Raw genomic sequence first — 23,382 nt, 5'->3', positions numbered from 1 at the left:
CCGTCAGGAGTCGAGGTCCTGGACGTCCTCGGCAGGCGGTTCCTCGGCGCTGTCGCGGGCGTCGCGGTCGGCCCACTCCAGCAGTTCGTCGATCAGGAAGACGGCGTCGTCGATGCCGGCGTGGAGGTCGCCCAGCTCGGCGTAGCGGGGCGGCACCGTGGCGATGGTGAAGTCCTGCGGGTCGGCGTCGTCCACCTCGTCCCACCTGATCGGGGTGGAGACCACCGCCTCCGGCACGCCGCGCACCGAGTAGGCGCTGCGGATCGTGTGGTCGCGGGCGTTCTGGTTGTAGTCGACGAAGATCGACCGGGGGTCGCGGTCCTTGCGCCACCACGTCAGATCGACGAGATCGCAGCGGCGGCCCACCTCGCGGGCGAAAGCGTGGGCGGCGCGGCGCACGTCGGAGAAGCCGTGGTCGGGGGAGATCCGCACGTAGACGTGCATGCCCTTGCCGCCCGACGTCTTCGGCCATCCGGTGGCGCCCAGATCGTGGAGCACCTCGTGGGCGACGTGCGCGACGCGGCGCACGTCGGCGTAGGACGCCTCGGGCATGGGGTCGAGGTCGATCCGCCACTCGTCGGGGCGCTCGACGTCGGCACTGCGTGAGTTCCAGGGGTGGAACTCCACCGTGGACATCTGCACCGCCCACACGACGTCGGCGGGGTGCTGCACGCACAGCTCGTCGGCGTGCCGGTTCCAGCGGGGGAAGTGCACGCGGACGGTGCGCACCCACTCCGGGGCGCCCTTCGGCAGCCGCTTCTGGTGCACCTTCTCGCCGGTGACGCCGGTGGGGAAGCGGTGCAGCATGCACGGGCGGTCGCGGAGCGCACGCACGATCCCGTCGGAGACGGAGAGGTAGTAGCGGGCCAGGTCGAGCTTGGTCTCGCCCCGGGCCGGGAAGTAGACGCGGTCCGGGTTGCTCAGCCGGACGACGCGGTCACCGACCTCCAGCTCGATGGCGGGACCGGCCATCGTGGCTCAGCGGCGCCAGGCGTGACGACGCCGGATCGTGTTCATGATCAGGCTGAACGCGATCAGGACGGCGATGCCGACGAGGAAGATGTCCTCGGTGTTGCCCTCGTGGTTGCCGATCGTGAACAGCAGCAGGATCACCACGGTGGCCCAGCCGGCGATCATCGAGCCGCGTGGGAAACCGCCGTGCCAGCCCCACTCCACCGACGGCTCGTCCAGCGGGTCGATCGCAGGTCGCCGCGCCAGCTCTCGGGAGTTCCTCGCCACGCCGTCCTCCAGGTCCACGGATGTGGGCCTCATCGTCGCACAACGGCGCAGCAGGGATGATGGGCGGTGATGAGTGTGAGTAGACGTTCCGTTCTCGTGCTGGGGTCGACGGGTTCCGTCGGCACCCAGGCGCTCGACGTGCTCGCGGCCCACCCGGACCGGTTCACGGTGGCGGGCCTCGCCGCGGGCGGCGGCGACCTCGACCTGCTCGCCCGGCAGGTCCGGGCGCACGGGGTGCCCCGGGTGGCGGTGGCTCGCGCCGACGCCGCCTCGGCACTGCGCGACCTGCTGCCGGGCGTCGACGTCCTGAGCGGTCCCGACGCGGCCACCGAGCTGACGGCCACCGCGGGTGCCGACACCGTGCTCAACGGGATCACCGGATCGGTGGGCCTCGGCCCGACGCTGGCGGCCCTCGCGTCCGGGGCCACGCTGGCGCTGGCCAACAAGGAGTCGCTGGTGGCCGGCGGCGCGCTGGTCACCGGGGCGGCCGCGCCGGGCCAGATCGTGCCGGTCGACTCCGAGCACTCCGCGCTCGCCCAGTGCCTGCGCGGCGGCCGGTCCGACGAGGTGGAGCGGCTGGTGCTCACCGCGTCGGGCGGCCCGTTCCGCGGGAGGCAGCGGGCCGACCTGGCCGATGTCACCGTGGGCGAGGCGATGGCGCACCCGACGTGGGACATGGGCCCCGTCATCACGATCAACTCGGCGACCCTGGTGAACAAGGGACTCGAGCTGATCGAGGCGCACCTGCTGTTCGATGTGCCCTACGAGCGGATCGACGTGGTGGTGCACCCGCAGTCGATCGTGCACTCGATGGTCACCTTCATCGACGGCTCGACGCTCGCGCAGGCCAGCCCGCCCGACATGAAGCTGCCCATCGCGCTGGCGCTCGGCTGGCCCGAGCGGCTCTCCGGGGCCGCGTCGCCGTGCCGCTGGGACCCGGCGCAGAGCTGGACGTTCGAGCCCCTCGACGACGACGCCTTCGCCGGCGTGCGGCTGGCGCGCTCGGCGGGAGTGGTGGGCGGGTGCCTGCCCGCGGTGCTCAACGCCGCCAACGAGGAGTTGGTGGGCGCGTTCGTCGCCGGTGCGCTGCCGTTCCTCGGGATCACCGACGTGCTGGAACGTGTTCTCGACGCCGCCGACGGTTGGCACGCCGATCCCGCTACCGTGGCCGACGTGCTGGCGGCGGAGGAGTGGGCGCGGGCCCACGCCCGCGAAGCCGTCTCGCGCAGCGCCGGTGGAGCGAGCATCGGTACCGGAGGACCTGGAGTGACCACATGATGACCGTGATCGGAATCGTGATCTTCTTCGTGGGGATCCTGTTCTCGGTCGCCTGGCACGAGCTCGGTCACTTCACCACGGCCAAGTGGTTCGGGATCAAGGTCCCCGAGTTCATGGTCGGATTCGGGAAGACGATCTGGTCGCGCCAGGTCGGCGAGACGGAGTTCGGGCTCAAGGCGGTGCCGCTCGGCGGCTACATCCGCATGATCGGGATGATCCCGCCCGCCAAGGGGGAGACGCTCGGCCGGAGCAGGCGCACCGGCCCGTTCCAGGGCCTGATCGACGACGCGCGCCAGCAGTCGGCGATGGACGTCCGCCCCGAGGACGCCGACCGGCAGTTCTACCTGCGGGCACCGTGGAAGCGCATCATCGTGATGTTCGCGGGCCCGTTCATGAACCTCATCTTCGCGGTGGTGCTGTTCGCGATCGTGCTCATGGGGATCGGCGTGCCGACGTCCACCACCTCGGTCGGCGCGGTGAGCGCGTGCGTCGTCTCGGCCACGGCCCCCACCGAGCAGTGTCCGGCCGGTGCGCCCCCCACGCCCGCCGCCGCCGCGGGGTTCCGCCCCGGCGACCGGATCATCGCCTTCAACGGCCGCCCGTTCGACGTATTCGACGGCCGTGACCTGCAGGAGGACATCCGGGCGTCCTCCGGCACGGTGACGGTCACCGTCGAGCGCGACGGGCAGCGCCTCGACCTGCACCCGACGCCGATCCGTACCGAGCTGGCCGCTTTCGACGGCGGGCAGCAGACCGTCCAGGGCGGGTTCCTCGGGGTCAGCCTGGTGTCGGCGTACGAGCGGAAGGACGTCGGCGCGGTCTTCGGCCAGATCGGCGACATCGTCGCCCGCACGGGCCACGCGATCGTGCAGCTCCCGGCCCGGGTGCCCGGCCTGTTCGGAGCGGTGTTCCTCGGCGAGCAGCGCGACGTCAACGGCCCGATCGGCATCGTCGGGGCCTCGCGGATCGGAGGGGAGATCCTCGCCTCCGACGCGCCGCCGGTCGCCGAGCTCTCGGTCTTCCTGCAGCTGTTGGCCGGGCTGAACATCTCGCTGTTCCTGTTCAACCTGCTGCCGATCCCGCCGCTGGACGGCGGGCAGATCTTCCCGGCGATCTGGGAGGCCATCAAGCGGCGGATCGCGCGGCTGCGTGGCCGGCCCGACCCCGGTCCCGTCGACGTCGCGAAGCTGATGCCTGTGGCGTATGTCGTGGCGCTGGTGTTCATCGGGTGGAGCGCCCTGCTGTTCGTCGCCGACATCATCAACCCGGTACAGCTCTTCTGATCACGTCTTCGCAGGTCGGGGGCCCGGGACGTGGCAACCGACACGACCTGCGGCCACATCGGTGGCCGCGTGGATACTTGAGAGTCGTGAGTATTTCCGCGGGTCTGCCCGCTCCCCACTCGGGCCTGCGCGACCCGTACGCCGAGAAGGCCCCTCTCGCCGTGTTCGACATCGACGGTGTGCTGGCCGACGTCCGCCACCGGCTGCACCACCTGGAGGCCAGGCCGCAGCGCTGGGAGCGCTTCTTCCAGTCCGCCGACCGCGACCCGCTCCTCGCCGAGGGTGCGGAGCGGCTGCGCGCGGCGCTCGCCGAGTACGACGTCCTCTACCTGACCGGTCGACCGGAGCGCACCCGGGCGCTCACGGAGCAGTGGCTGGCGCGGCACGACCTGCCGGTGGGCCCCCTCGTGATGCGCGCCGACGACGACCGCCGGCCGGCTCGCTGGGTCAAGCGGGACGTGCTGCGGAGGCTCGCCACCGTCCGGGAGGTGGTGTCGATGCTCGACGACGACCCCGCTGTCGTCTCCCTGCTGGAGGAGGACGGGTGGCCGGTGGAGCTCGCCACCTGGCTGCCGCACTCCTCGACGCTGCGCAGCGCGCAGGAGGACAAGGGCCGGACTTGAGGAGCGCGCTCGGCAGGGCGCCCGAACAGGAGAATCCGCCCGTGCGGGTGCTTCCGGCCACGCAGGGAGCGGCACCGAACGGCGACGGGGGATACTGGGGGTCGTGAGCGTCTCCCTCGGCATGCCCGCACCGCCCGCGCCGACCCTGGCCCCTCGCCGGCCGACCCGGCAGTTGCAGGTCGGCTCCGTCGGCGTCGGGTCCGAGCACCCGATCTCCGTGCAGTCGATGACCACCACCCTCACCTCCGACGTCAACGCCACGTTGCAGCAGATCGCCGAGCTCACCGCGGCGGGCTGCGACATCGTGCGGGTCGCCTGCCCGAGCCAGGACGACGCCGACGCGCTGCCCGCGATCGCGCGGAAGTCGCAGATACCGGTGATCGCCGACATCCACTTCCAGCCGAAGTACGTCTTCGCGGCGATCGAGGCCGGCTGCGCCGCAGTGCGGGTCAACCCGGGCAACATCCGGAAGTTCGACGACCAGGTCAAGCAGATCGCGGCGGCCGCCAAGGACCACGGCACCCCGATCCGGATCGGCGTCAACGCCGGGTCGCTGGACAAGCGCCTGCTGGAGAAGTACGGCAAGGCCACGCCCGAGGCGCTCGCCGAGTCGGCGATGTGGGAGGCGAGCCTGTTCGCCGAGCACGACTTCCACGACATCAAGATCTCGGTCAAGCACAACGACCCCGTGGTGATGGTGCGGGCCTACGAACTGCTGGCGCAGCAGTGCGACTACCCGCTGCACCTCGGTGTCACCGAGGCCGGTCCGGCGTTCCAGGGCACCATCAAGTCGGCTGTCGCCTTCGGGGCGCTGCTGCGCCAGGGCATCGGCGACACGATCCGGGTCTCGCTCTCGGCGCCGCCGGTCGAGGAGATCAAGGTCGGCACGCAGATCCTGCAGTCGCTCAACCTGCGCCCCCGCAAGCTGGAGATCGTCTCGTGCCCGTCCTGCGGTCGCGCGCAGGTCGACGTCTACAAGCTCGCCGACGAGGTCACCGCGGGGCTCACCGGCATGGAGGTGCCGCTGCGCGTCGCCGTGATGGGCTGCGTCGTCAACGGCCCGGGCGAGGCCCGCGAGGCCGACCTCGGGGTGGCCTCCGGCAACGGCAAGGGCCAGATCTTCGTCCGGGGCGAGGTCATCAAGACCGTTCCGGAGCACGCCATCGTCGAGACGCTCATCGAGGAAGCGATGAAGCTCGCCGAGACGATGGAGGCCGAGGGCGAGCCGCAGGTGACCGTCGGCTGAGCAGCCGGCAGGGCACGCCTCGCGGGTCGCCGGTGGTCTCGGCGGACTTTCGGTGAACCGAGACCCATCCCGTCGTGGGCACGGCGCCTGCCGTCTGGCATCGTGAGGGGGTGCTTCGTGTCGCCGGAGCGCGGCTCCTCGACGACCGGGACCGCGCGGGAGTATGCGCGGTCCTGGAGAGTGATCCGGTCGCCGCCTGCATGGTCGCCGCCCGCGTCGAGGTGGCAGGGCTCGATCCGTGGCGCCTCGGGGGCGAGCTCTGGGGTGTCGGGTCCCGTTTCGACGGTCTCTGTTTCTCCGGTGCCAACCTCGTGCCCCTACGGGGCGAGCGCTCGGCCCTGCGCAGCTTCGCCGACCGGGCGCGCCGGTACGGGCGCACGTGCTCGTCGGTCGTCGGGCGCGCCGAGCTGGTGATGCCGCTGTGGGACGACCTGGCGCCGCACTGGGCCCCGGCCCGCGAGGTGCGGGCCGACCAGCCGCTGATGGCGCTGGCCGGGCTGCCCACCGTCGCCGCCGACCCGCTCGTGCGGCCGGTCCGTCCCGACGAGCTGGACCGCTACCTGCCTGCGGCCATCGCCATGTTCACCGAGGAGGTGGGCATCGACCCGCGCATCGGTGACGGCGGGGTCGGCTACCGGTCGCGGGTGGCCGAGCTCGTGGCCTCGGGCCGGGCGTTCGCCCGGTTCGAGGGCGGTGAGGTCGTGTTCAAGGCGGAGATCGGGGCCCTCTCGCGTCAGGTCGGGCAGATCCAGGGCGTCTGGGTGCACCCGAGCCGTCGTGGTCAGGGACTGGGCACGGCAGGCACCGCCGCGGTGGCCGAGCGCCTCGCCGAGCTGGGCCGCGTGTCGAGCCTGTACGTCAACGGCTTCAACCACGTCGCGCGGTCGGCCTACACCCGGATCGGGTTCACCCAGGTCGGCAGCTTCGCCACCATTCTTTTCTGAAGGTCACACGGCGCACCCGCTCCGTCACCCCGGCGATAGGCTGGACACGACGGAGTCCCGTGTCGAGTGGAGGTCATGTTCGTGGCGGAGGAAGAGTCCGGCGTCCAGCAGGCGCCGACGATCGACACCGACGTCGCGCACTCCCCGCGCATCTGGAACTACTGGCTCGGGGGCAAGGACAACTACGAGGTCGACCGGCGCGTCGGTGACGAGTTCCGGGAGCTCTTCCCGCCGATCGTCGACATCGCCCGTTCCTCGCGGGCCTTCCTCAAGCGGGCCGTGCAGCACCTGGCGGGCGAGGCCGGTGTGCGGCAGTTCCTCGACATCGGCACGGGCCTGCCCACGGTTGACAACACCCACGAGGTCGCCCAGCGGGTGGCTCCGGAGTCGCGGATCGTCTACGTCGACAACGACCCGATCGTGCTGGCGCACGCCCGTGCGCTGCTGCTCAGCTCGGCCGAGGGTGCCACCACCTACATCGACGCCGACCTGTACGACACCTCCAGGATCCTCGAGGTCGCCGGACGGAGCCTGGAGTTCGACCAGCCGATCGCGCTCATGCTCATGAACATCCTCGGGCACGTCCCCGAGCTCGGTCAGGCCCGGGAGATCGTCACGCGGCTGGTGGACGCCCTGCCGTCGGGCAGCTACCTGGTGGTGGCCGACGGCACCACCGACGGCGGCCCGTTCGACGCCGCCATCGAGATGTGGAACAGCGCAGGCTCGCTGCCCTACACCCTGCGCACCCCCGATCAGATCGCGCAGTACTTCGAGGGTCTGGAGCTGCTGGAGCCCGGGGTCGTCGCGTGCTCGTTGTGGCGCCCCGAGAACGGCCACGTGGGTGCCCCGGCTCCCGTCGACGAGTTCGGCGCCGTCGGCCTCAAGAGGTAGAGACCGCAGCCGACGGCGCCGGGTCGCCGGCTCAGCGCGCCGCCGAGTGGTACCGGCGCACGGCCAAGGGCAGGAAGATCGCCACGATCAGCACGGGCCACACCACCGCGAGCAGCAGCGCGTTCTGCGCAGGCCACGAGGTGCCCACCAGTTCGGGCACGCTGTTGCCGAACAGCTCGCGGGTGGCCGCCACCGTGGCGGACAGCGGGTTCCACTCGGCGACGGTGCCCAGCCAGGCGGGCATCAGCGACGGGTCGACGAACGTGTTGGAGATCATCGTGAGCGGGAACAGCAGCGCCCGCGTGCTGGCCGCCGCCTCCTGGCTGACAACGAGCCCCAGGTAGATGCCCACCCAGATCATCGCGAAGCGCAGCAGGAGCAGCAGGCCGAACGCGGTGAGCGTGGGCAGCGGACCGGTGTTCGAGCTCCATCCGACGAGCAGCCCGCATCCGACGAGGACGGCGAGGTCGAGCACGGAGTTGACGATGTCGGCCGCGCTGCGGCCCACGACGACCGCGGGCTGGGCCATCGGCATCGAGCGGAACCGGTCGGTGACGCCCCTGGCCTTGTCGGCGGCCACCGCGGAGATGGTGGCGGCCGCCCCGAACATCATCGTCTGGGCGAACATGCCGGGCATCAGGAACTCGCGGTAGTCCCCGCCGCCGGGCACGATCATCGCGCTGCCGAACACGTACCCGTAGAGGAGCACGAACATGATCGGGAACGCCAGCCCGGCGATGATCACCGTCGGGTTGCGGGTCCAGTGGATGAGGTCGCGGCGGGCGACGGTCCAGGAGTCGGAGAGCACCCAGCGCAGCGGGCTCGCCGTGCGGGGCGCGGGAGCGGTCACGGCGGTCATGCGGCCACCCCGGCCTTCTCCGCATCGGGCTCCCGATCGGTGGACGGCTCCGCCGGACGGCCGGTCAGCCGCAGGAACACCTCGTCCAGGGTGGGGCGGCGCACCCCGATGTCCTCGGCGACCAGGCCCCCGTGGTCGAGGGCCCTGACCACCTCGGTGAGCGCGGCCACGCGGTCGCGGACCGGTGCGCTCAGCCGGCGCAGCGGCGCGTCGACCTCGGGCTCTGCTCCCGTGATGCGGCCGAGCAGTGCGGTGGCGGCCGGGACGTCGGCCTCGTCGCGGAGCAGGATGTCGATCCGGTCGCCGCCGATCGCCGACTTCAGCTGGGACGGGGTGCCCTCGGCGACGGTGCGGCCCCCGTCGAGCACGACGATCTGGTCGGCGAGCTGGTCGGCCTCGTCGAGGTACTGGGTGGTCATCAGCACTGTGGTGCCGCCCGCGACGAGGGCGCGCAGCGCGTTCCACACCTCGCCCCGGTTGCGGGGGTCGAGCCCGGTGGTGGGCTCGTCGAGGAAGAACACGCGCGGGGCCAGCACCAGGCTGCTGGCGATGTCGAGGCGGCGCCGCATGCCGCCGGAGTAGAGCTTCGCGCGGCGGTCGGCCGCGTCGGTGAGCCCGAACTGTTCGAGCAGCTCGTCGGCCCGCCGCGCGGCCGCGCGGCTGCCGAGGTGGAAGAGCCGGCCCCACATGATCAGGTTCTCCCGGCCCGTGAGGATGTCGTCGACCGTGGCCTGCTGGCCGGTGAGGCCGATCTGCCTGCGCACCATCGCCGGCTCGCGCGCCACGTCGAAACCGGCCACCTCGGCCCGGCCCGTGTCGGCGCGCAGCAGGGTGGCGAGCACCCGTACCGCCGTGGTCTTGCCTGCGCCGTTGGGGCCGAGCAGTCCGCACACCGAGCCTTCGGCCACCGTCAGGTCGAAGTCCTCGAGTGCCACCTTGCTGCCGAATCGCTTCCCGAGCCCGTGGGTCACCACGGCGTCCCGTCCTGCTGCCACGAGATCCCCCCTAACTGGGTACGCTGTACGTGTTACTTCGTACAACGTACCCAGTTCTAGGATCGTCGGCAAATGACTTCTGTGCAGAGTGGTGGCGGTGACCTCCGGCGCAGCCTCGAACTGTTGTGGGGCACGCCGGAGGAGCCCACCCGCGGGCCGCGCCCCGGGCTGTCCGTGCAGCGCATCGTGCGCGCCGCCATCGAGGTGGCCGACGCGGAGGGGCTGTCGGCACTGTCGATGCGACGGATCGCCGCGGCGCTGGACGTCGGGGCGATGTCGCTGTACCGCTACGTGCCGGGCAAGGCCGAGCTGATCGACCTGATGGTAGACGAGGCGTACGGCGAGGACGTGGCGGCCGCGAAGCTGGTCGCGGGCGACTGGCGGGAGCGCCTCGAGGCGTTCGGCCGTCAGGAGTGGGCGCTGTACATGCGCCACCCGTGGATGCTGCAGATCACCCAGGGGCGCCCGATGCTCGGGCCCAACGCGATGGCGTCCACCGATGTCACCGTGAGCGCCGTGGACGGCATCGGCCTCGACGAGCACGAGATGCTCGCGGCGGTGGTGCTGCTCACCTCGTTCGTCGCAGGCTTCGCCAGGACCACGATCGAGGGGATGCAGGCGGCCGAGCGCACCGGCATCAGCGACGACGAGTGGTGGGAGATCCAGGGCGAGTACGTCGGGCCCGTCGTCGCAGCGGGGAAGCTGCCCATGCTGACCAAGGTGGGCGAGGCGGGGGCCTTCCACTCGATGTTCGACAGCTTCGAGTTCGGCCTGCAGCGGGTGCTGGACGGGCTGGCGGTGCTGATCGAGGCACGTGGCGGGAGCGCCCCGCCGGCGCAGCCCGAGCCGCCCGCGCCCGGGTGTGGCTAGCTGTACTGCCCAGCCGGGTTGTTGACCCGGCTGATGAGTGGGTGGCCGCAGTGGGCTTTCTCGTCGGGGTGGATCTCGGCGTAGGCCAGGCGGGTGTGGTGGTCGATGGCGGCGTGGAGGTAGCCGAACTCGACCCGTGGGCCGGTGCGGCGTCGCGGAGCCTGCCGAGCTTCTTCGCATCCACGTGCACCAGCTCGCCCGGGCGAGCGCGTCCGCAGCGGCGGATCACCGTGCCGGCGGGGCGGTCGAGCCAGGCCGGCCGGGCGAGTCCGGCAGGCCACCGCCACGAGCGTTGAACGGCCGTTGACCTGCGACGAGGCGCATATGTTCGAACATTTGTTCGAGTATGATGATGGGGTGTCGGACAGCCCGCTCACCACCGCGCATCGCCTCCTGGTCGAGGCGATCGACGCGCTGTCCGCGGCCGCTGAGTCCGGTGCCACCGATGACGAGCTGCTGTCGGTGCTCACCCTGTGCGAGGGCACGAGCAGGAGGCTGGACCGGGTCGTCGTGGCCACCGTGTCCACTCTGGAGCGGCGCGGGACGTTCGCCGAGCGGGGCTACAAGTCCACTCCGGCCGCGCTGGGCGATCTGCTCGGCTGGGAGCGGTTCGAGGCCCGTACCCGGGTGGTCGCCGCCGAGCAGGTGTGCCCGCGGGTGAGCCTCGACGGCACCGCACTGCCCCCGAAGCTGCCTGCCACCGCCGCGGTGTTCGCCGCCGGGCACACCGGCCTACGCCACGTCGCGGTGATCGCCCGGGTGCTCGCGAGTCCAGCGGCAGAGCGGCTCGCGCCTGAGGCGTGGGCGGGCGCTGAAGCCCAACTCGCCACCAAAGCCGCGGTCTATACGCCGTCGGAGCTGCAGGCCTGGGGTACCGCGCTGGTCGAGGCCCTGGATCAGGACGGTGCGGAGCCTGATGACCGCCCACCCGCGCGGGTCAACGAACTTCACCTGATCCGCCACCGCGGCAAGCCCGGCGGCACCCTGAAGGGCCGGTTCGACGACGCGGCCATGTTCGACGCCATCGCCACCGTGATCGACGCCCACGCCCGACCGGTCCGCGGCGACGAGCAGCGCAGCGCCGCGCAGCGGCAGGCCGAGGCACTGGCTGATGTGTGCGGGTACGTGCTCGACCACGGTGACGTCCCCGAGTGCGGCGGGCGCCGCCCGCACCTGAGCGTGTTGATCCGGCTGGAGGACCTGGAGAACCGGGCCCGCGCCGCCTGCCTGGACTTCGGTGGCACGCTGTCGCCGGAGTCGCTGCGGATGCTGGCCTGTGATGCCGCGGTCGTCCCGGTCGTGCTCAACGGGACGGGCCAGCCCCTCGACGTCGGGCGGGTCACCCGCACCATTCCCGACGGGCTGCGCCGCGCGATCGCCGCCCGCGACCGCGGCTGCGCCGGCTGCGGGCGGCCACCGTCGTGGTGCGAGGTCCACCACATCAAGGCCTGGCAGGACGGCGGTGACACGGCCCTGCACAACTGCGTGATGCTCTGCCGGGCGTGTCACCGCCTGCAGCATCATTCCGAGTGGGAAGTACGCATCCGCGACGGGCTCCCCGAGCTGATCCCACCCGCCTGGATCGACCCGCAGCGAAGACCACGCCGAAAACCGCTTCTGCACCTCGCCGCGTAAGAACGGTCGAGCAGATGGGCGCGGTCGGCAGAGCCTCTGTGATCACTGGGGGACACATGTGCCCGCGCTGCGATCCTGGCCGGCGGCAGCCACGTGTGGACGGTGGCTCGCGAGATACGCGGTCTAGCGGCGACGTGCGCGACCGAGCGTCGACAACTCACACCTCGCCCGAAGCTAGCCGGTGGAGTCCTGGGCGAGCAGGCCGTCCAGTGCGGCGTCGGCGATCTGTGCTGCCTGATCCTCGGTGAGCGGGGCGTGCCCGGTCAGCAGCCGGAAGATCAGCGGCCCGAACAGGATGTCCTGGGCGACCTCGACGTCGACGTCGGACCGCACCTCGCCGCGGGCCAGCGCGCGGTTCCACAGTTCCCCGATGGCGCGCCTGCGGCCGGCGAGGAAGAACGTGCGGAAGAACTCCGCGGCCTCTCTGTCGGTGACCGACGCCGCGAGCAACTGGGCGAAGACCGTGCCGGCCTGGCTCGCGTAGAACTCGCTGACCAGCCGGACCTGGACGCCGAAGTCGCCGCGGGCAGAGCCGGTGTCGGGCAGCGGCAGCGCGCTCGACATCCGCAGCCCGAACGCCTCGGCCGCCACGGCCGTGCGGCTGGGCCAGTGCTTGTAGATCGTGGCCTTGCTGACCCCGGACCGGCTGCTGATCGCGTCGATCGTGGCCGCGGGCAGGCCGCCCGCGCCGAGCAGCTCGTTGGTCGCGTCGAGCACGGCCTTCCGCGCTCGTACGCTGCGCGGCCGCTGCGGACGGGCGGCCTCGGTGGCTGCGAGGGCGGGATCGTCGGTCACGGGGATCATCCTGCCGCATGAACTGAACGAGTAGTTCAGTTCAGCGTCGGCATCAGCGTCGCAGCGTGAGCTTTCGGGCCTTCAGCACCAGGTCCGCGGCGTTGTTGCGGACCCGTCGTTTGATCGCCTCGCTCCGGGTGTCCTGACGTACGGCGGGAGTCGGCTCGGTAGCGGGCTCCCGCACCACCACCTCGGCGGGCCTGCCCGCGGCCGTGATGGCCGCCTCGACCGCGTCGGTCGCCCCACCGGTGATCGTCGAATCCGCCGCCGCACCCTTCCTGCGGCGACCCGTTCAACTCTGACGGTCATGGTGGGCCCGATCAAGCCCGGGCGTCAGGCGAAGAGCTTCTCCTGCTCCTCGCGCAGCTGGTCGACGAGCCGCCCGGGCGGCAGGGTCACGTCCGCGTAGGTGAGCACGGCGTCCTTCGGGACGTCCCTCCGGAGCACACACCCCTCGGCCACGCCCATCGGCAGCAGCCCCTCGGCGCGGGTGACCGCCGTGGACTCGGCCACCCCGTAGGTGTCGTAGCCGCCGAGGCCGTCGATGGTGCGGCCGGCTCTGAGGTCCTGCTTCGCAGTGGTGACGACGTCGACGCGTGGGCCGGCAGGCGCGGCGAGCGCGGCGTCGCCGAAGTCGACGGCCCGCACCACCGAGTTGGGCACCTCGAAGTGGCACAGGTGGTACGGGGCGTAGAAGCTGTACAGCGGGCCCGTGCCCAGCTTGTAGAGCTCCAGGTAGTGGCGCTGCTTCGGGTCGTCGTGGGTGCCGAGCACGAAGACACCGGGGCCCGGCTTCGCCTTCACGACGTAGTCGATGATGCCGCCCAGCTCGCGCAGCTCGTCCACGTCGTAGCGGCCGGTGAGCTCGTCGACATGCCCCTCGTGGTCCCAGCCGTTCATGCCCCGCTTCGGCACGGTCAGGCCGAACGCGTTGGCCACGATCGCCTGTTCGAAGGAGACCTTCGTGCCGTCGGCGAAGCTCGTGACCATGTACGCGTCCTGGCCCCAGCGCTCGGCGAACGCCTTCTGCGTCGTCGGGGTGCGGTACTCGTCCTGCAGCCCCTTGATGTTGCCCGCGACCAGCGGCGTGACGCCCAGGCCCCGGACGAACCGCAGCAGGTTGCCCTGCACGCCGGGCTGGTCGCCGTCGGCCCCGGTGAGCACGACGCCTGCCTCGCGGGCGCGATGGGCCAGCAGCGGCCCGACGGTGCCGTCGAGCTCCGCGTTCATCGTGACCATCGGCAGGCCGCGCTCGATCGCGGCGACGGTGACCCGGGCGCCGAACTCCACCGCGCCGGTGACGTCGACGACGCAGTCCAGGTGGACGGCCTTGAGCAGCTCGAACGCGTCCTCGAGCACGGCCGGGGTGCCGTTGCCGATCGCGGTGTCGAGCTGGGAGGCGTCCTCCACCCGCACGGGTTCGACGCCCGCCTCCGCGTAGGCGCGCTCCGCGTTCGCGAGCGTCCGGTTCGCGATGGCGACCAGCGCCATGCCCGGCACCGAGTTGATGATCTGGTTGGCGAGGCCGCGACCCATGAAGCCGGCGCCGATCATGCCGACGCGGATCGGGCGGCCCTCGGCCTCGCGCTTCCGCAGCGCGGTGTCGACGATGATCATCGTGCCTCCACCGTGCTGTCGCTGAGCAGCGGCCAGTTCGCGTCCTTCTCCGAGACGCTCACCGGGGGGATCGGCCACTCGATCCCGATCGCCGGGTCGTCCCAGCGCAGGCCGCGCTCCGCACCCGGGGTGTAGGCCGTGCTGACCTGGTAGATCACCTCGGCCTTGTCGGTGAGGGTCAGGTAGGCGTGCGCGAAGTTGCGCGGCACGTACATCGCCGTGCGGTTGTCCTCGGTGAGCTCGGCCCCGAACCACTGCAGGTAGGTGGGCGACTCCGGGCGCAGGTCGACGATGACGTCGTAGATCGCGCCGCGGTAGCAGCGGATCAGCTTGGCCTCGGCGTTCGGCTCGAGCTGGTAGTGCAGCCCGCGCAGCGTGCCCGCCTTGTGGTTGAACGAGATGTTGGCCTGCTCGACCAGAGGTTCGAGACCGGCGTCGATGAACTCCTGGCGGCAGAAGGCGCGCGCGAAGAAGCCGCGGTCGTCCTCCAGGAGCGTCAGGTCGACCAGTGCCGACCCGGGGAGCGGGGTGGGGGAGATCTGCATGGGGGGAGGCTCGTCCTCTACACGTCGTTCGGGGTTGCCGTCACGTCCTGTCGCCGGTGGGATGGTAATGGCGGCCCGGACGGGGCCAGGTCACGGCCGTGCGCCGCCAGGGTCGCCGCGACGGAAGGCTCACCGGGTGGGCTCGGCATACTGACCAAGTGCTCCCTGATCGTCCGGTTCGGCCGGGCCGGCGCGTCGCCGTGTTGCTCGCCGCGCTGCCGGTGCTGCTCGCCTCCGCGGGATGCGGGCTGTACGGCGACGACGGCCCGCAACGGACGGTCACCGCGTTCCTCACGGCGTGGTCGGCGGGCGACGACGCGCGGGCGGCCGCTCTCACCGACGCGCCTGCAGCGGCGGGCCAGCTGCTGGTCGCCACCCGTGACGCGCTCGAGCCCTCCGCGATCGTGGCCGAGCTCGCGCAGGTGCGCACCGCCGGCGAACGGGCCACCGCGTCCGTGCAGATGACCTGGCAGCTGGGGCCGAACCGCATCTGGAGCTACCTCAACGAGCTCGAGCTGCTGCCCGCCCCCGACGCCGCGGAGGGGTGGCTGGTGCACTGGGCGCCAACCGTCGTGCATCCCGACCTGGGCGCCCGGCAGCGGCTGGCGCTGCGCACCGAGCAGCCCCAGCCGGCCCCCGTCGTCGACCGCAACGGGGCGCCCGTCCTCACGGGTACGCAGGTCGTCACGGTGGTGCTGGACCGGAGGGCCACGGGCGACCTGCCGACCGTCGCCGGTGCGCTCGCCACCGCGCTCGGCCCGCTCGACCCCGCGATCACCCAGGCCTCGATCACCGACGGGGCCGCGCGCACCCCGGACGGCCAGGGCTATCCCGTAGCGGTGCTGCGCGACACCGACTACCAGGGCGTGAAGGAGTCCATCCACGACCTGCCCGGCGTCCGCTTCACCAGCTCCCAACGGCTGCTGGCACCCGATGCCCGCTTCGGGCGCCAGGTGCTGCCGGCTGTCCGTACCGCGACGGCCGAGCAGCTCGAGGGGGTACCGGGCTGGTCGGTGGTGCTCACCGACGCGAGCGGCATCACGATCAACACGCTGGTGGAGGAGCTGCCCCGCACCGGCACCACGGTCGCCACCGGTATGGACCGCGCCGTGCAGTCCGCAGGCGAGGACGCCGTCGAGCTGGTGCCGCAGCAGGCGATGCTCGTCGCGGTGTCGGCGTCCACCGGCGACCTGCTGGCCGTGGCGCAGAACGACGCCGCCGACGCAGGCGGTGCGCTCGCCCTGACCGGACGCTATCCGCCCGGGTCCACCTTCAAGATCGTCACGGCCGGAGCGTTGGTCACCGAGAACGGGCTCACCGTGGAGTCCCCGGTGGCCTGCCCCGGCACCACCGTCATCGGCGGCCGCGCGGTGCCCAACGCCGACCGTTTCGATCTCGGCACCGTGCCGTTGCGCATCGCGTTCGCCCGGTCCTGCAACACCACGTTCGCGCGCCTCGCGTCCCAGCTCGGCACGGATGCGCTGCCCGCGGCGGCCCTGCGGTTCGGCCTCGGGGCCGACTACGAGGTGGCCGCGCTCACCACCATCACGGGTGAGGTTCCTCCCACCGCCGACGCCGTGCAACGTGCCGAGGACGGCTTCGGCCAGGGCCACGTGCTGGCCACCCCGCTGGGGATGGCGCTGGTGGCCGCCACCGTGGCCCACGGCTCGCCGGTGGTGCCGCAGCTGCTGCGCGACCGGCCGACGCAGGTGCTCCGGCCCGCCACCGGCCCGAGCGCCGCCGAGCTGGACCAGCTGCGGCCCATGATGCGTGCCGTGGTCACCGAGGGCACGGCCAACCGCCTGTCCGGGCTCGGCGAGGTGTACGGCAAGACCGGCACCGCGGAGTTCACCGGCGGTGGCCGCGCGCACGGGTGGTTCGTCGGTTACCGGGGGGACGTCGCGTTCGCGGTGCTGGTGGTCGACGCCGGCTCCTCGGCGCCTGCCGTCGAGCTGGCGGGTCGGTTCCTGGCCACGATCGGTTGAGTGGAACCCACCGGCCCGGGCCGGATCGCCGTCCGGGCGCTTACGCTGGACGCCATGTCCTCGCGCCGGGTCCCCGCGCTTGCGTTAGCGGCTGATGTGATCGCGGTGGTCGTCTTCGCCGCCATCGGCCGGATCAGCCACAACGAGTCCGACGGACTGTGGGGCCTGCTCGGCACCGCGGCCCCGTTCCTGGTCGGCCTCGCCGCCTCCTGGGCCACGCCACTCGTGCGTGCCCACCCGATCGGCCTGCGCGCGGGCGCCGTGGTCCTGGGCGGCACGGCCGTGCTCGGTCTGCTGGTGCGGGCCGCCTTCACCGGGCGGCTCCCGTTGAGCTTCGCGGTGGTCACGGTCGTCTCCCTCGCGGTGCTGCTGCTCGGGTGGCGCGCGCTGTCGTTGCTGGTGTCCCACCGGGCCGAGCAGCGCGCGGTCCGCTAGGCGTTGCGCGCCTAGACTGGTTCCATGCCCGCCCGCACGCTGCTGACCCCCGGCACCGTCTCGCCCACCCGTCCCGTTCCCAGCCAGATCCCGCGCCCCGAGTACGTGGGCAAGGACCGGCCCTCGCGCAGCAACGACCCGTGGGTGCAGACACCCGAGGTGATCGAGGCCATGCGCGTGGCCAGCAGGATCGCGGCGCAGGCACTGCAGGCCGGCGGGGAGGCGGTGGCGCCGGGCGTCACCACCGACGAGGTCGACCGCGTGGTGCACGAGTTCCTCGTCGACCACGACGCGTACCCGTCCACGCTGGGCTACAAGGGCTTCCCCAAGTCGTGCTGCACCAGCCTCAACGAGGTGATCTGCCACGGCATCCCGGACTCCACCGTGATCGAGGACGGCGACATCGTCAACATCGACGTCACCGCCTTCATCGGTGGGGTCCACGGCGACACCAACGCCACCTTCCTCGCCGGTGACGTCGCAGAGGAGGACCGGCTCCTCGTCGAGCGCACCCGTGAGGCCACCATGCGGGCGATCAAGGCGGTGCGCCCGGGGCGTGAGCTCAACGTCGTGGGCCGTGTGATCGAGTCCTACGCCAAGCGTTTCGGTTACGGCGTGGTGCGCGACTTCACCGGCCACGGCATCGGCCGCTCGTTCCACAGCGGGCTCGTGGTGCTGCACTACGACGAGCCGAGCGTGCACACGGTCCTCGAGCCCGGCATGACGTTCACGATCGAGCCGATGATCACCCTCGGCACGATCGACTACGACATCTGGCCCGACGAGTGGACCGTCGTCACCAAGGACCGCGCCCGCACCGCGCAGTTCGAGCACACCGTGCTGGTCACAGCCGACGGCGCGGAGATCCTCACTCTCCCCTGACCGGACCTGCTCGCACCGGTCGTCCCTCTGGGACGCGCGCTCGATGGACGGCTGCGGCAACCGCGCGAAGGCCGGGCGCCACTACGCCCGTGTCCGGGGGCGCGGCCGGGAACTTCAGGTCGGGCCGTCACCGCCGTAGGGTCGAGAGCATGGCGAAGGTTTTCGAATGCGTCGATGCCGCGATGGCGGCCTGGATCGAGAAGCAGCCCGTGTTCTTCGTGGCCACCGCACCGCTGGCAGGCGACGGCCTCGTCAACCTCTCGCCCAAGGGGACCATGGGCACCTTCCGCATGGTCGACGAGCACACGTTCGCCTACCTGGACATGACCGGCAGCGGCGTGGAGACCATCGCTCACCTGCGGGAGAACGGCCGTATCTGCGTGATGTTCTGCGCGTTCGACGGCCGCCCGAACATCGTGCGCCTGCACGGCACCGGGCGGGCGGTGACCCCGGGAGATCCCGGGTTCGACGAGATGCTCTCGGGCTTCGGCGAGGCCGGGGAGGGGCGCAGGCGGTATCTGCGCGGGGTGATCGTCGTCGACGTCACCCGGGTGTCCGACTCGTGTGGCTACGCCGTGCCGAGGATGGACCTCGTGGAGGAGCGCGAGACGCTCGACGCCGTGTGGCAGACCCGTGACGACGAGCGGATCGCGCGTTATCACGAGCAGAAGAACGCGAACAGCCTGGACGGCCTGCCGGCCCTGCCGGTGGCGGTGCCTGCCACCGGAGCCCCGGCCTGAGCCCGCCAGGGCGCGTGGGCGCTCCACACCGCCTTCGCGAGAGCGCGGCGGCCGCCTGGGATGATCACCCGTGGCATCCGGGACGGACGCCGGATCCACGCGAGGAGGACGAATGACAGCGGACCGGCCGCTCACGGAATGGCAGAAGGTCGTGCTGACCTGGTCCCGGCGCTGGCGCGACTCGGGGTTCTGGTACGGGCTCGCGATCGCGGTGATCTGGCCGTTCGCGCTGTTCGGCACCAGGATCGGCTGGCGGGGCGGCGAGTACATCCCCCGCACCGGCGGGGCCCTGCTGGCGATCAACCACGTGTCCTTCTCGGACCCGATCTTCAACGTCGCCTTCACCATCTCGCACGGCCGGATGCCGCGTTTCCTCGCGAAGTCGGAGCTGTGGGGCATCCCGGTGGTCCGCTCGGTGCTGGGCCGCGGCGGGCACATCCCGGTCTACCGGGCCTCCGCACGCGCGGGCGACGCCTACCGCGACGCCATCGCCGCCATCCAGCGAGGCGAGATCGTGGCGTTCTACCCGGAGGCCACCTACACCGCCGACCCCGACGGCTGGCCGATGAAGGGCAAGAACGGGATCGGGCGGATCGCACTGGTCACCGGCGCGCCGGTGATCCCGGTGGCCAACTGGGGTACGCAGGACGTCCTGCCTCCCGGCAGTGGACGCCCCCGGCTGCTGCCCCGCCGGAACGTGACGGTGGTGGCCGGCCCGCCGGTCGACCTCTCGGCGTGGCTGGGCGGCCCGCGCACCCGCACCGCGCTGGACGGCGCCACCGCGGCGATCATGGCCGACGTCACGCGGTTGGTGGCCGAGATCCGGGGTGAGACGCCGCCCGCCGTCCCCTTCGACCCGGCGACGGCCGGAGCGAACGGGACGGCGAAGGCGGTCGAGCAGGAGCGCCCCGCGAGCTGACCCGCCCGCGGGGCAGGCCGGTCAGCGGGCGCGGGCCAGCTTCTCCAACCGCCGCTGCGTGGGCCAGCGCACCGAGTGGGCCCAGCCGAACTTCTCGAAGATCCGGATCACCCGCGCGGAGATGTCGACCTGCCCGCGCTGCACGCCGTGCCGGGCGCAGGTGGGGTCGGCGTGGTGCAGGTTGTGCCACGACTCACCGAAGCTCAGCACGGCCAGCGGCCACACGTTGCGCGAGTGGTCACGAGCCGCGAACGGCTGGTCGCCGATCATGTGGCAGATCGAGTTGATCGACCAGGTGACGTGGTGCAGCAACGCCACCCGCACCAGGCCCGCCCAGAAGAACGCGGTGAGTGCGCCCCACCACGACCAGGTCAGCAGGCCACCGAGCAGGGCCGGGACGAGCAGCGTGGCCACCGACCACAGGACGAACAGCCGGTCGACCCGCGTGATGTCGCGGTCGGCGAGCAGGTCGGGGGTGAAGCGCTCCTCGTTGGTCTGGTCACGCTCGAACAGCCAGCCCATGTGCGAGTGCCAGAAGCCGCAGGCCAGCGCGCCCGGCCCGGTGCCGAACAGCCACGGCGAGTGCGGGTCGCCCTCCTTGTCGGAGAAGGCGTGGTGCCGGCGATGGTCGGCGACCCAGTCGATCACCGGTCCCTGCATCGCGAGGCTGCCGGCGACGGCGAGTGCGATCCGCAGCGGGCGGTTGGCCTTGAACGAGCCGTGCGTGAAGTACCGGTGGTATCCGACCGTGATGCCCAGACCGCTGATCACGTAGAACACCAGCGCGAGCACGACGTCCGTCCAGCCCAGTCCCCAGCCCCAGGCGAACGGGACGGCTGCGAGGAGCGCCAGCAACGGGACGATCACGAACACGTACACGGAGATCTGCGCCGCGACGCCGCGGGTGCCGCCCAAGATCGGTCTGGCCGTTCCGGCCGCTCGGCTGGGGCTCTCGGCAAGGGTCATGCGCATGCACCTCGTGACTAGTAGGAAGGGTGACCTTACTAGTCCGATGTCTACCAGGCTCTTGTTGCCCAGCGGCACCCCGGATCGTGTGGGACGTCCTACAGATCGAGCCCGAGAAGCGCGTTCTCCACCACCTCGGGCAGGGCGGGGTGGATCCAGTACTGACCGGTGGCCATCTCCCGCGCGCCGAGGCCGAACGACATCGCCTGGATCAGTGGCTGGATCAACGTGGCGGCGTACGGACCCATGATGTGGGCGCCCAGCAGCCGCCCGGTGGCGCGATCGGCGATCAGCTTGCAGAAGCCGGTGGTGTCCTCCATGGCCCAGCCGAAGGCGACGTCGCCGAAGGCCTGGATCTTCACGGTCACGTCGTGGCCCGCGGCCCGGCACTCGGCCTCGGTGAGCCCGACGGAGGCGATCTGCGGGTGGGTGAAGACGGCCAACGGCACGACGCGGTGGTCGGTGGTGCACGGCGACTCGGGGTGCACCAGGTTGTGGGCCACGACCTTGGACTCGTGGTTCGCGACGTGCTTGAGCTGGAACGGGGAGCTGACGTCGCCCAGGGCGAAGATCCCGTCCACCGGCGTGCGCTGCTGCTCGTCGACCACGATCCGCCCGTCGGGGTGGGTGGGCAGACCGGTCCGGTCGAGGTCGAGCCGATCCCCGTTGGGCGTGCGGCCGGTGGCCACCAGCAGCGTGTCACCGCGCAGGACCGTGCCGTCGGTGAGTTCCAGCGCTACCGAGCCCTCGCCGCCGCTCGCGCGCACCACCTGCTGACCGAGGTGGAGGTCCCAGCGTTCGGCGGCGACAGCGGTGAACCGCTCCGCGATGGTCTCGTCCTGGCTGCGCAGCAGCCGCATCATGCGCCCGACGATCGAGACGCGGGCCCCGAGTGCGGAGAACACGTGGGCGAACTCGGCGGCGATGTAGCCGCTGCCGACGATCAGGACGTGCTCCGGCAGGTCGTCGAGCCGCATGATGGTGTCGGAGGTGTGGAACGGGACGCCGGAGGTCGCGATCAGTTCCGGGATGACCGGACGGCTGCCCGCGGCGACGACGATCCGGTCGGCGCTCACGGCGTCGGTTCCCGAACCGTCGGTGCGGTCGACGAGCAGTTCCTTGTGCCCGGTGAACCGGGCGTGGCCCTCGTAGACGGTGACGTTGGGGGAGCGGCTCACCCGGTACTCCCGGCCGCCGGCGGAGATCGGGTCGATCCGGCCGAACACGCGGTCGCGGATGTCGCTCCAGCGCACCTTGTCGACGCTCGCGTCGACGCCGTAGCGCGCCGCGTGCCGCACCGCCTCCGCGACGTCGGCGGGGTAGACGTACATCTTCGTGGGGATGCACCCCACGTTCAGGCACGTGCCGCCGAAGACCCCGTGCTCGATGATCGCGACATCGAGATCATCGAACCTGCTGTCGATGATCGAGTTTCCGGACCCGCTGCCGATGACGACGAGATCGTGGTGGCGCATCACTTCACGGTAGCCGCGACCATCAGGGGGTGCCCGGGCCGTAAGCGGACCGTTCGTCGTGGAGTGCGTGCCCCACTCGTCTGGCCCAGCGCGGCCACCGTGCATCTGGTATGCAGTCGTCATGACCAGCGAGGCTATTGCGGCCACCGTTCACCGTTCCTGGGCGGCCGATCTCGAGCCCCGCACCATGTACGAGATCCTCCGGCTCCGCGTCGAGGTGTTCGTCGTGGAGCAGGCCTGTCCGTACGCCGAGCTCGACGGCCGGGACCTCGAGAACGAAGCCAGGCACTACTGGCTCGGGGGGTCCGGCAATCCGGAACCGGTGCTCGGATGCGTGCGGCTGTTGAAGGAACCCGACGGCGACTTCCGAATCGGCCGGCTGTGCACCGCCCGGTCCGCGCGCGGCCGTGGCCTCGGGAAGCAACTGATGGAAGCGGCGCTGGCCGAGGTCGGCGACGAGGGCTGCGTGCTCGACTCGCAGGAGCACCTCGCCGACTTCTACCGCGCCTTCGGCTTCCGTCCCACCGGCCCCGCCTACGACTGGGACGGCGTCCCGCACGTGCCGATGCGCCGCGACGGTCGCTGACCCGCGCCCGCTGCAGCGTTCCGGCGGCGTTGACGCACCGTGTTCCGCCTCGTACCCCCGGTTGCGGAATACTCCGTCCGAACGAGCACGGAGACGTTGTGAGCGGAGCGAGGTAGGCAGATGACGGAGGACCCGACGCGGGCGACCGCACGTCCGGGCTCACCCCTGCACGGCAGTGTGGGCCCGGCCGATCCGCATGCCGACCCGGCCACCGACCCGGCGATGCAGCCCGTTCGTGTCCCGGAGCCGGAGAGCCCCACGGTGCCGACCCCGACCGGGGGTTCGAGCACCCCCGACCCGGTACCGGGCCCGGCGGTCACGCGCACCCGCACCGGCGGGCTGTGGACCGGCCTGATCCTGTCCTCGGTGGTCCTGCTGTTCCTGCTGATCTTCATCCTGCAGAACAACGCCCCGGTGCAGATCAACTTCCTGGTCTGGACGGGCACGCTCCCGACGGGCGTGGCGCTGCTCCTCGCCGCGATCGCCGGCCTGCTGCTCGTGGCGATCCCGGGCGGACTGCGCATCCTGCAGCTACGCCGGGCGGCACAGCGCGGCGGCCGCCGCACGATCTGAC

At 71.6% G+C, this 23,382-nt stretch carries 25 protein-coding genes and 1 pseudogene; 15 read left to right on the top strand and 11 right to left on the bottom strand.

Annotated elements, in window-relative coordinates; translation table 11 throughout:
• Positions 1 to 3 precede the first annotated feature (3 nt).
• Both AC5L35_RS02945 and AC5L35_RS02940 read right to left on the bottom strand, forming a co-directional pair.
• Positions 4 to 972, bottom strand: coding sequence for a DNA polymerase domain-containing protein (locus tag AC5L35_RS02945; protein WP_495057930.1), 969 nt, complete (start codon positions 970 to 972; stop codon positions 4 to 6).
• 6 nt (positions 973 to 978) lie between these two features.
• Positions 979 to 1,272, bottom strand: a complete 294-nt coding sequence (locus AC5L35_RS02940) for a DUF2631 domain-containing protein (RefSeq protein WP_495057929.1) — start codon at positions 1,270 to 1,272, stop codon at positions 979 to 981.
• 36 nt (positions 1,273 to 1,308) lie between these two features.
• On the opposite strand from AC5L35_RS02940, the gene dxr reads away from it, so the two are divergent.
• The 6 genes from dxr to AC5L35_RS02910 all read left to right on the top strand — a co-directional run bounded on the left by dxr (position 1,309) and on the right by AC5L35_RS02910 (position 7,504).
• Entirely contained in the window at positions 1,309 to 2,517 is a 1,209-nt protein-coding gene (gene dxr / locus AC5L35_RS02935) for a 1-deoxy-D-xylulose-5-phosphate reductoisomerase (protein ID WP_495057928.1), read from the top strand.
• Entirely contained in the window at positions 2,514 to 3,800 is a 1,287-nt protein-coding gene (locus tag AC5L35_RS02930; RefSeq protein ID WP_495057927.1) for a M50 family metallopeptidase, read from the top strand. The genes dxr and AC5L35_RS02930 overlap by 4 nt, the downstream gene beginning before the upstream one ends.
• Before the next feature lie 86 nt (positions 3,801 to 3,886).
• Positions 3,887 to 4,423 (top strand): phosphatase domain-containing protein, encoded by a 537-nt coding sequence (locus tag AC5L35_RS02925; protein ID WP_495057926.1) that lies wholly within the window; start codon positions 3,887 to 3,889, stop codon positions 4,421 to 4,423.
• 103 nt (positions 4,424 to 4,526) lie between these two features.
• The gene (gene ispG / locus AC5L35_RS02920; RefSeq protein ID WP_495057925.1) at positions 4,527 to 5,669 is read left to right on the top strand and encodes a flavodoxin-dependent (E)-4-hydroxy-3-methylbut-2-enyl-diphosphate synthase; all 1,143 of its coding nucleotides are present in this window, start codon (positions 4,527 to 4,529) and stop codon (positions 5,667 to 5,669) included.
• A gap of 110 nt (positions 5,670 to 5,779) precedes the next feature.
• Entirely contained in the window at positions 5,780 to 6,613 is an 834-nt protein-coding gene (locus AC5L35_RS02915; RefSeq protein ID WP_495057924.1) for a GNAT family N-acetyltransferase, read from the top strand.
• Positions 6,614 to 6,694: 81 nt separating this feature from the next.
• Positions 6,695 to 7,504 (top strand): SAM-dependent methyltransferase, encoded by an 810-nt coding sequence (locus AC5L35_RS02910; RefSeq protein ID WP_495057923.1) that lies wholly within the window; start codon positions 6,695 to 6,697, stop codon positions 7,502 to 7,504.
• A 31-nt stretch (positions 7,505 to 7,535) separates the two neighbouring features.
• Here the strand turns inward: AC5L35_RS02910 and AC5L35_RS02905 are convergent, their stop codons facing one another.
• Positions 7,536 to 8,363: an ABC transporter permease gene (locus tag AC5L35_RS02905; RefSeq protein ID WP_495057922.1), complete on the bottom strand. Its 828-nt coding sequence runs from the start codon at positions 8,361 to 8,363 to the stop codon at positions 7,536 to 7,538.
• On the bottom strand, positions 8,360 to 9,358 hold the full coding sequence (locus AC5L35_RS02900) for an ATP-binding cassette domain-containing protein (protein ID WP_495057921.1): 999 nt from the start codon (positions 9,356 to 9,358) through the stop codon (positions 8,360 to 8,362). The genes AC5L35_RS02905 and AC5L35_RS02900 overlap by 4 nt, the downstream gene beginning before the upstream one ends.
• Before the next feature lie 72 nt (positions 9,359 to 9,430).
• Here AC5L35_RS02900 and AC5L35_RS02895 point away from each other — a divergent pair, with 72 nt between their 5' ends.
• On the top strand, positions 9,431 to 10,228 hold the full coding sequence (locus AC5L35_RS02895) for a TetR/AcrR family transcriptional regulator (RefSeq protein ID WP_495057920.1): 798 nt from the start codon (positions 9,431 to 9,433) through the stop codon (positions 10,226 to 10,228).
• A 159-nt stretch (positions 10,229 to 10,387) separates the two neighbouring features.
• Here the strand turns inward: AC5L35_RS02895 and AC5L35_RS02890 are convergent.
• Positions 10,388 to 10,499: pseudogene (locus AC5L35_RS02890) on the bottom strand (IS481 family transposase); the annotation flags it as partial.
• Between the two features lie 86 nt (positions 10,500 to 10,585).
• On the opposite strand from AC5L35_RS02890, the gene AC5L35_RS02885 reads away from it, so the two are divergent.
• A complete protein-coding gene (locus tag AC5L35_RS02885) occupies positions 10,586 to 11,863 on the top strand; it encodes an HNH endonuclease signature motif containing protein (protein ID WP_495057919.1) in 1,278 nt (425 codons plus the stop codon).
• A 174-nt stretch (positions 11,864 to 12,037) separates the two neighbouring features.
• Here the strand turns inward: AC5L35_RS02885 and AC5L35_RS02880 are convergent, their stop codons facing one another.
• The 4 genes from AC5L35_RS02880 to rfbC form a co-directional block, all read right to left on the bottom strand.
• On the bottom strand, positions 12,038 to 12,658 hold the full coding sequence (locus AC5L35_RS02880; protein WP_495057918.1) for a TetR/AcrR family transcriptional regulator: 621 nt from the start codon (positions 12,656 to 12,658) through the stop codon (positions 12,038 to 12,040).
• A 52-nt stretch (positions 12,659 to 12,710) separates the two neighbouring features.
• On the bottom strand, positions 12,711 to 12,842 hold the full coding sequence (locus tag AC5L35_RS02875) for a hypothetical protein (protein WP_495057917.1): 132 nt from the start codon (positions 12,840 to 12,842) through the stop codon (positions 12,711 to 12,713).
• Between the two features lie 149 nt (positions 12,843 to 12,991).
• Positions 12,992 to 14,275: an NAD(P)H-dependent oxidoreductase gene (locus AC5L35_RS02870; RefSeq protein ID WP_495057916.1), complete on the bottom strand. Its 1,284-nt coding sequence runs from the start codon at positions 14,273 to 14,275 to the stop codon at positions 12,992 to 12,994.
• The gene (rfbC, locus tag AC5L35_RS02865) at positions 14,272 to 14,820 is read right to left on the bottom strand and encodes a dTDP-4-dehydrorhamnose 3,5-epimerase (protein WP_495057915.1); all 549 of its coding nucleotides are present in this window, start codon (positions 14,818 to 14,820) and stop codon (positions 14,272 to 14,274) included. The genes AC5L35_RS02870 and rfbC overlap by 4 nt, the downstream gene beginning before the upstream one ends.
• 158 nt (positions 14,821 to 14,978) lie before the next feature.
• On the opposite strand from rfbC, the gene AC5L35_RS02860 reads away from it, so the two are divergent.
• The 5 genes from AC5L35_RS02860 to AC5L35_RS02840 all read left to right on the top strand — a co-directional run bounded on the left by AC5L35_RS02860 (position 14,979) and on the right by AC5L35_RS02840 (position 19,781).
• Positions 14,979 to 16,805: a penicillin-binding transpeptidase domain-containing protein gene (locus AC5L35_RS02860; RefSeq protein ID WP_495057914.1), complete on the top strand. Its 1,827-nt coding sequence runs from the start codon at positions 14,979 to 14,981 to the stop codon at positions 16,803 to 16,805.
• 54 nt (positions 16,806 to 16,859) lie between these two features.
• Positions 16,860 to 17,240: a DUF3054 domain-containing protein gene (locus tag AC5L35_RS02855; protein WP_495057913.1), complete on the top strand. Its 381-nt coding sequence runs from the start codon at positions 16,860 to 16,862 to the stop codon at positions 17,238 to 17,240.
• A 24-nt stretch (positions 17,241 to 17,264) separates the two neighbouring features.
• Positions 17,265 to 18,122 (top strand): type I methionyl aminopeptidase, encoded by an 858-nt coding sequence (gene map / locus AC5L35_RS02850; RefSeq protein WP_495057912.1) that lies wholly within the window; start codon positions 17,265 to 17,267, stop codon positions 18,120 to 18,122.
• Positions 18,123 to 18,271: 149 nt separating this feature from the next.
• Entirely contained in the window at positions 18,272 to 18,862 is a 591-nt protein-coding gene (locus AC5L35_RS02845) for a pyridoxamine 5'-phosphate oxidase family protein (RefSeq protein WP_495057911.1), read from the top strand.
• 112 nt (positions 18,863 to 18,974) lie between these two features.
• Positions 18,975 to 19,781, top strand: a complete 807-nt coding sequence (locus AC5L35_RS02840; RefSeq protein WP_495057910.1) for a lysophospholipid acyltransferase family protein — start codon at positions 18,975 to 18,977, stop codon at positions 19,779 to 19,781.
• Positions 19,782 to 19,802: 21 nt separating this feature from the next.
• Here AC5L35_RS02840 and AC5L35_RS02835 read toward each other — a convergent pair whose 3' ends face one another.
• Both AC5L35_RS02835 and AC5L35_RS02830 read right to left on the bottom strand, forming a co-directional pair.
• A complete protein-coding gene (locus AC5L35_RS02835) occupies positions 19,803 to 20,747 on the bottom strand; it encodes an acyl-CoA desaturase (RefSeq protein ID WP_495057909.1) in 945 nt (314 codons plus the stop codon).
• A 98-nt stretch (positions 20,748 to 20,845) separates the two neighbouring features.
• Complete coding sequence (locus AC5L35_RS02830) at positions 20,846 to 22,222, bottom strand: mycothione reductase (RefSeq protein ID WP_495057908.1); 1,377 nt, start codon at positions 22,220 to 22,222, stop codon at positions 20,846 to 20,848.
• A 121-nt stretch (positions 22,223 to 22,343) separates the two neighbouring features.
• Between AC5L35_RS02830 and AC5L35_RS02825 the strand changes: the two genes are divergently transcribed.
• The gene (locus AC5L35_RS02825) at positions 22,344 to 22,808 is read left to right on the top strand and encodes a GNAT family N-acetyltransferase (protein WP_495057907.1); all 465 of its coding nucleotides are present in this window, start codon (positions 22,344 to 22,346) and stop codon (positions 22,806 to 22,808) included.
• A gap of 120 nt (positions 22,809 to 22,928) precedes the next feature.
• Positions 22,929 to 23,381, top strand: a complete 453-nt coding sequence (locus AC5L35_RS02820; RefSeq protein WP_495057906.1) for a LapA family protein — start codon at positions 22,929 to 22,931, stop codon at positions 23,379 to 23,381.
• The last annotated feature ends 1 nt before the right edge of the window (position 23,382 follow it).

Source organism: Pseudonocardia sp. OZ21, from assembly GCF_059359135.1.
The sequence above is the reverse complement of the archived record's forward strand: the minus strand, read 5'-3'. Positions and strand labels throughout refer to the sequence as shown.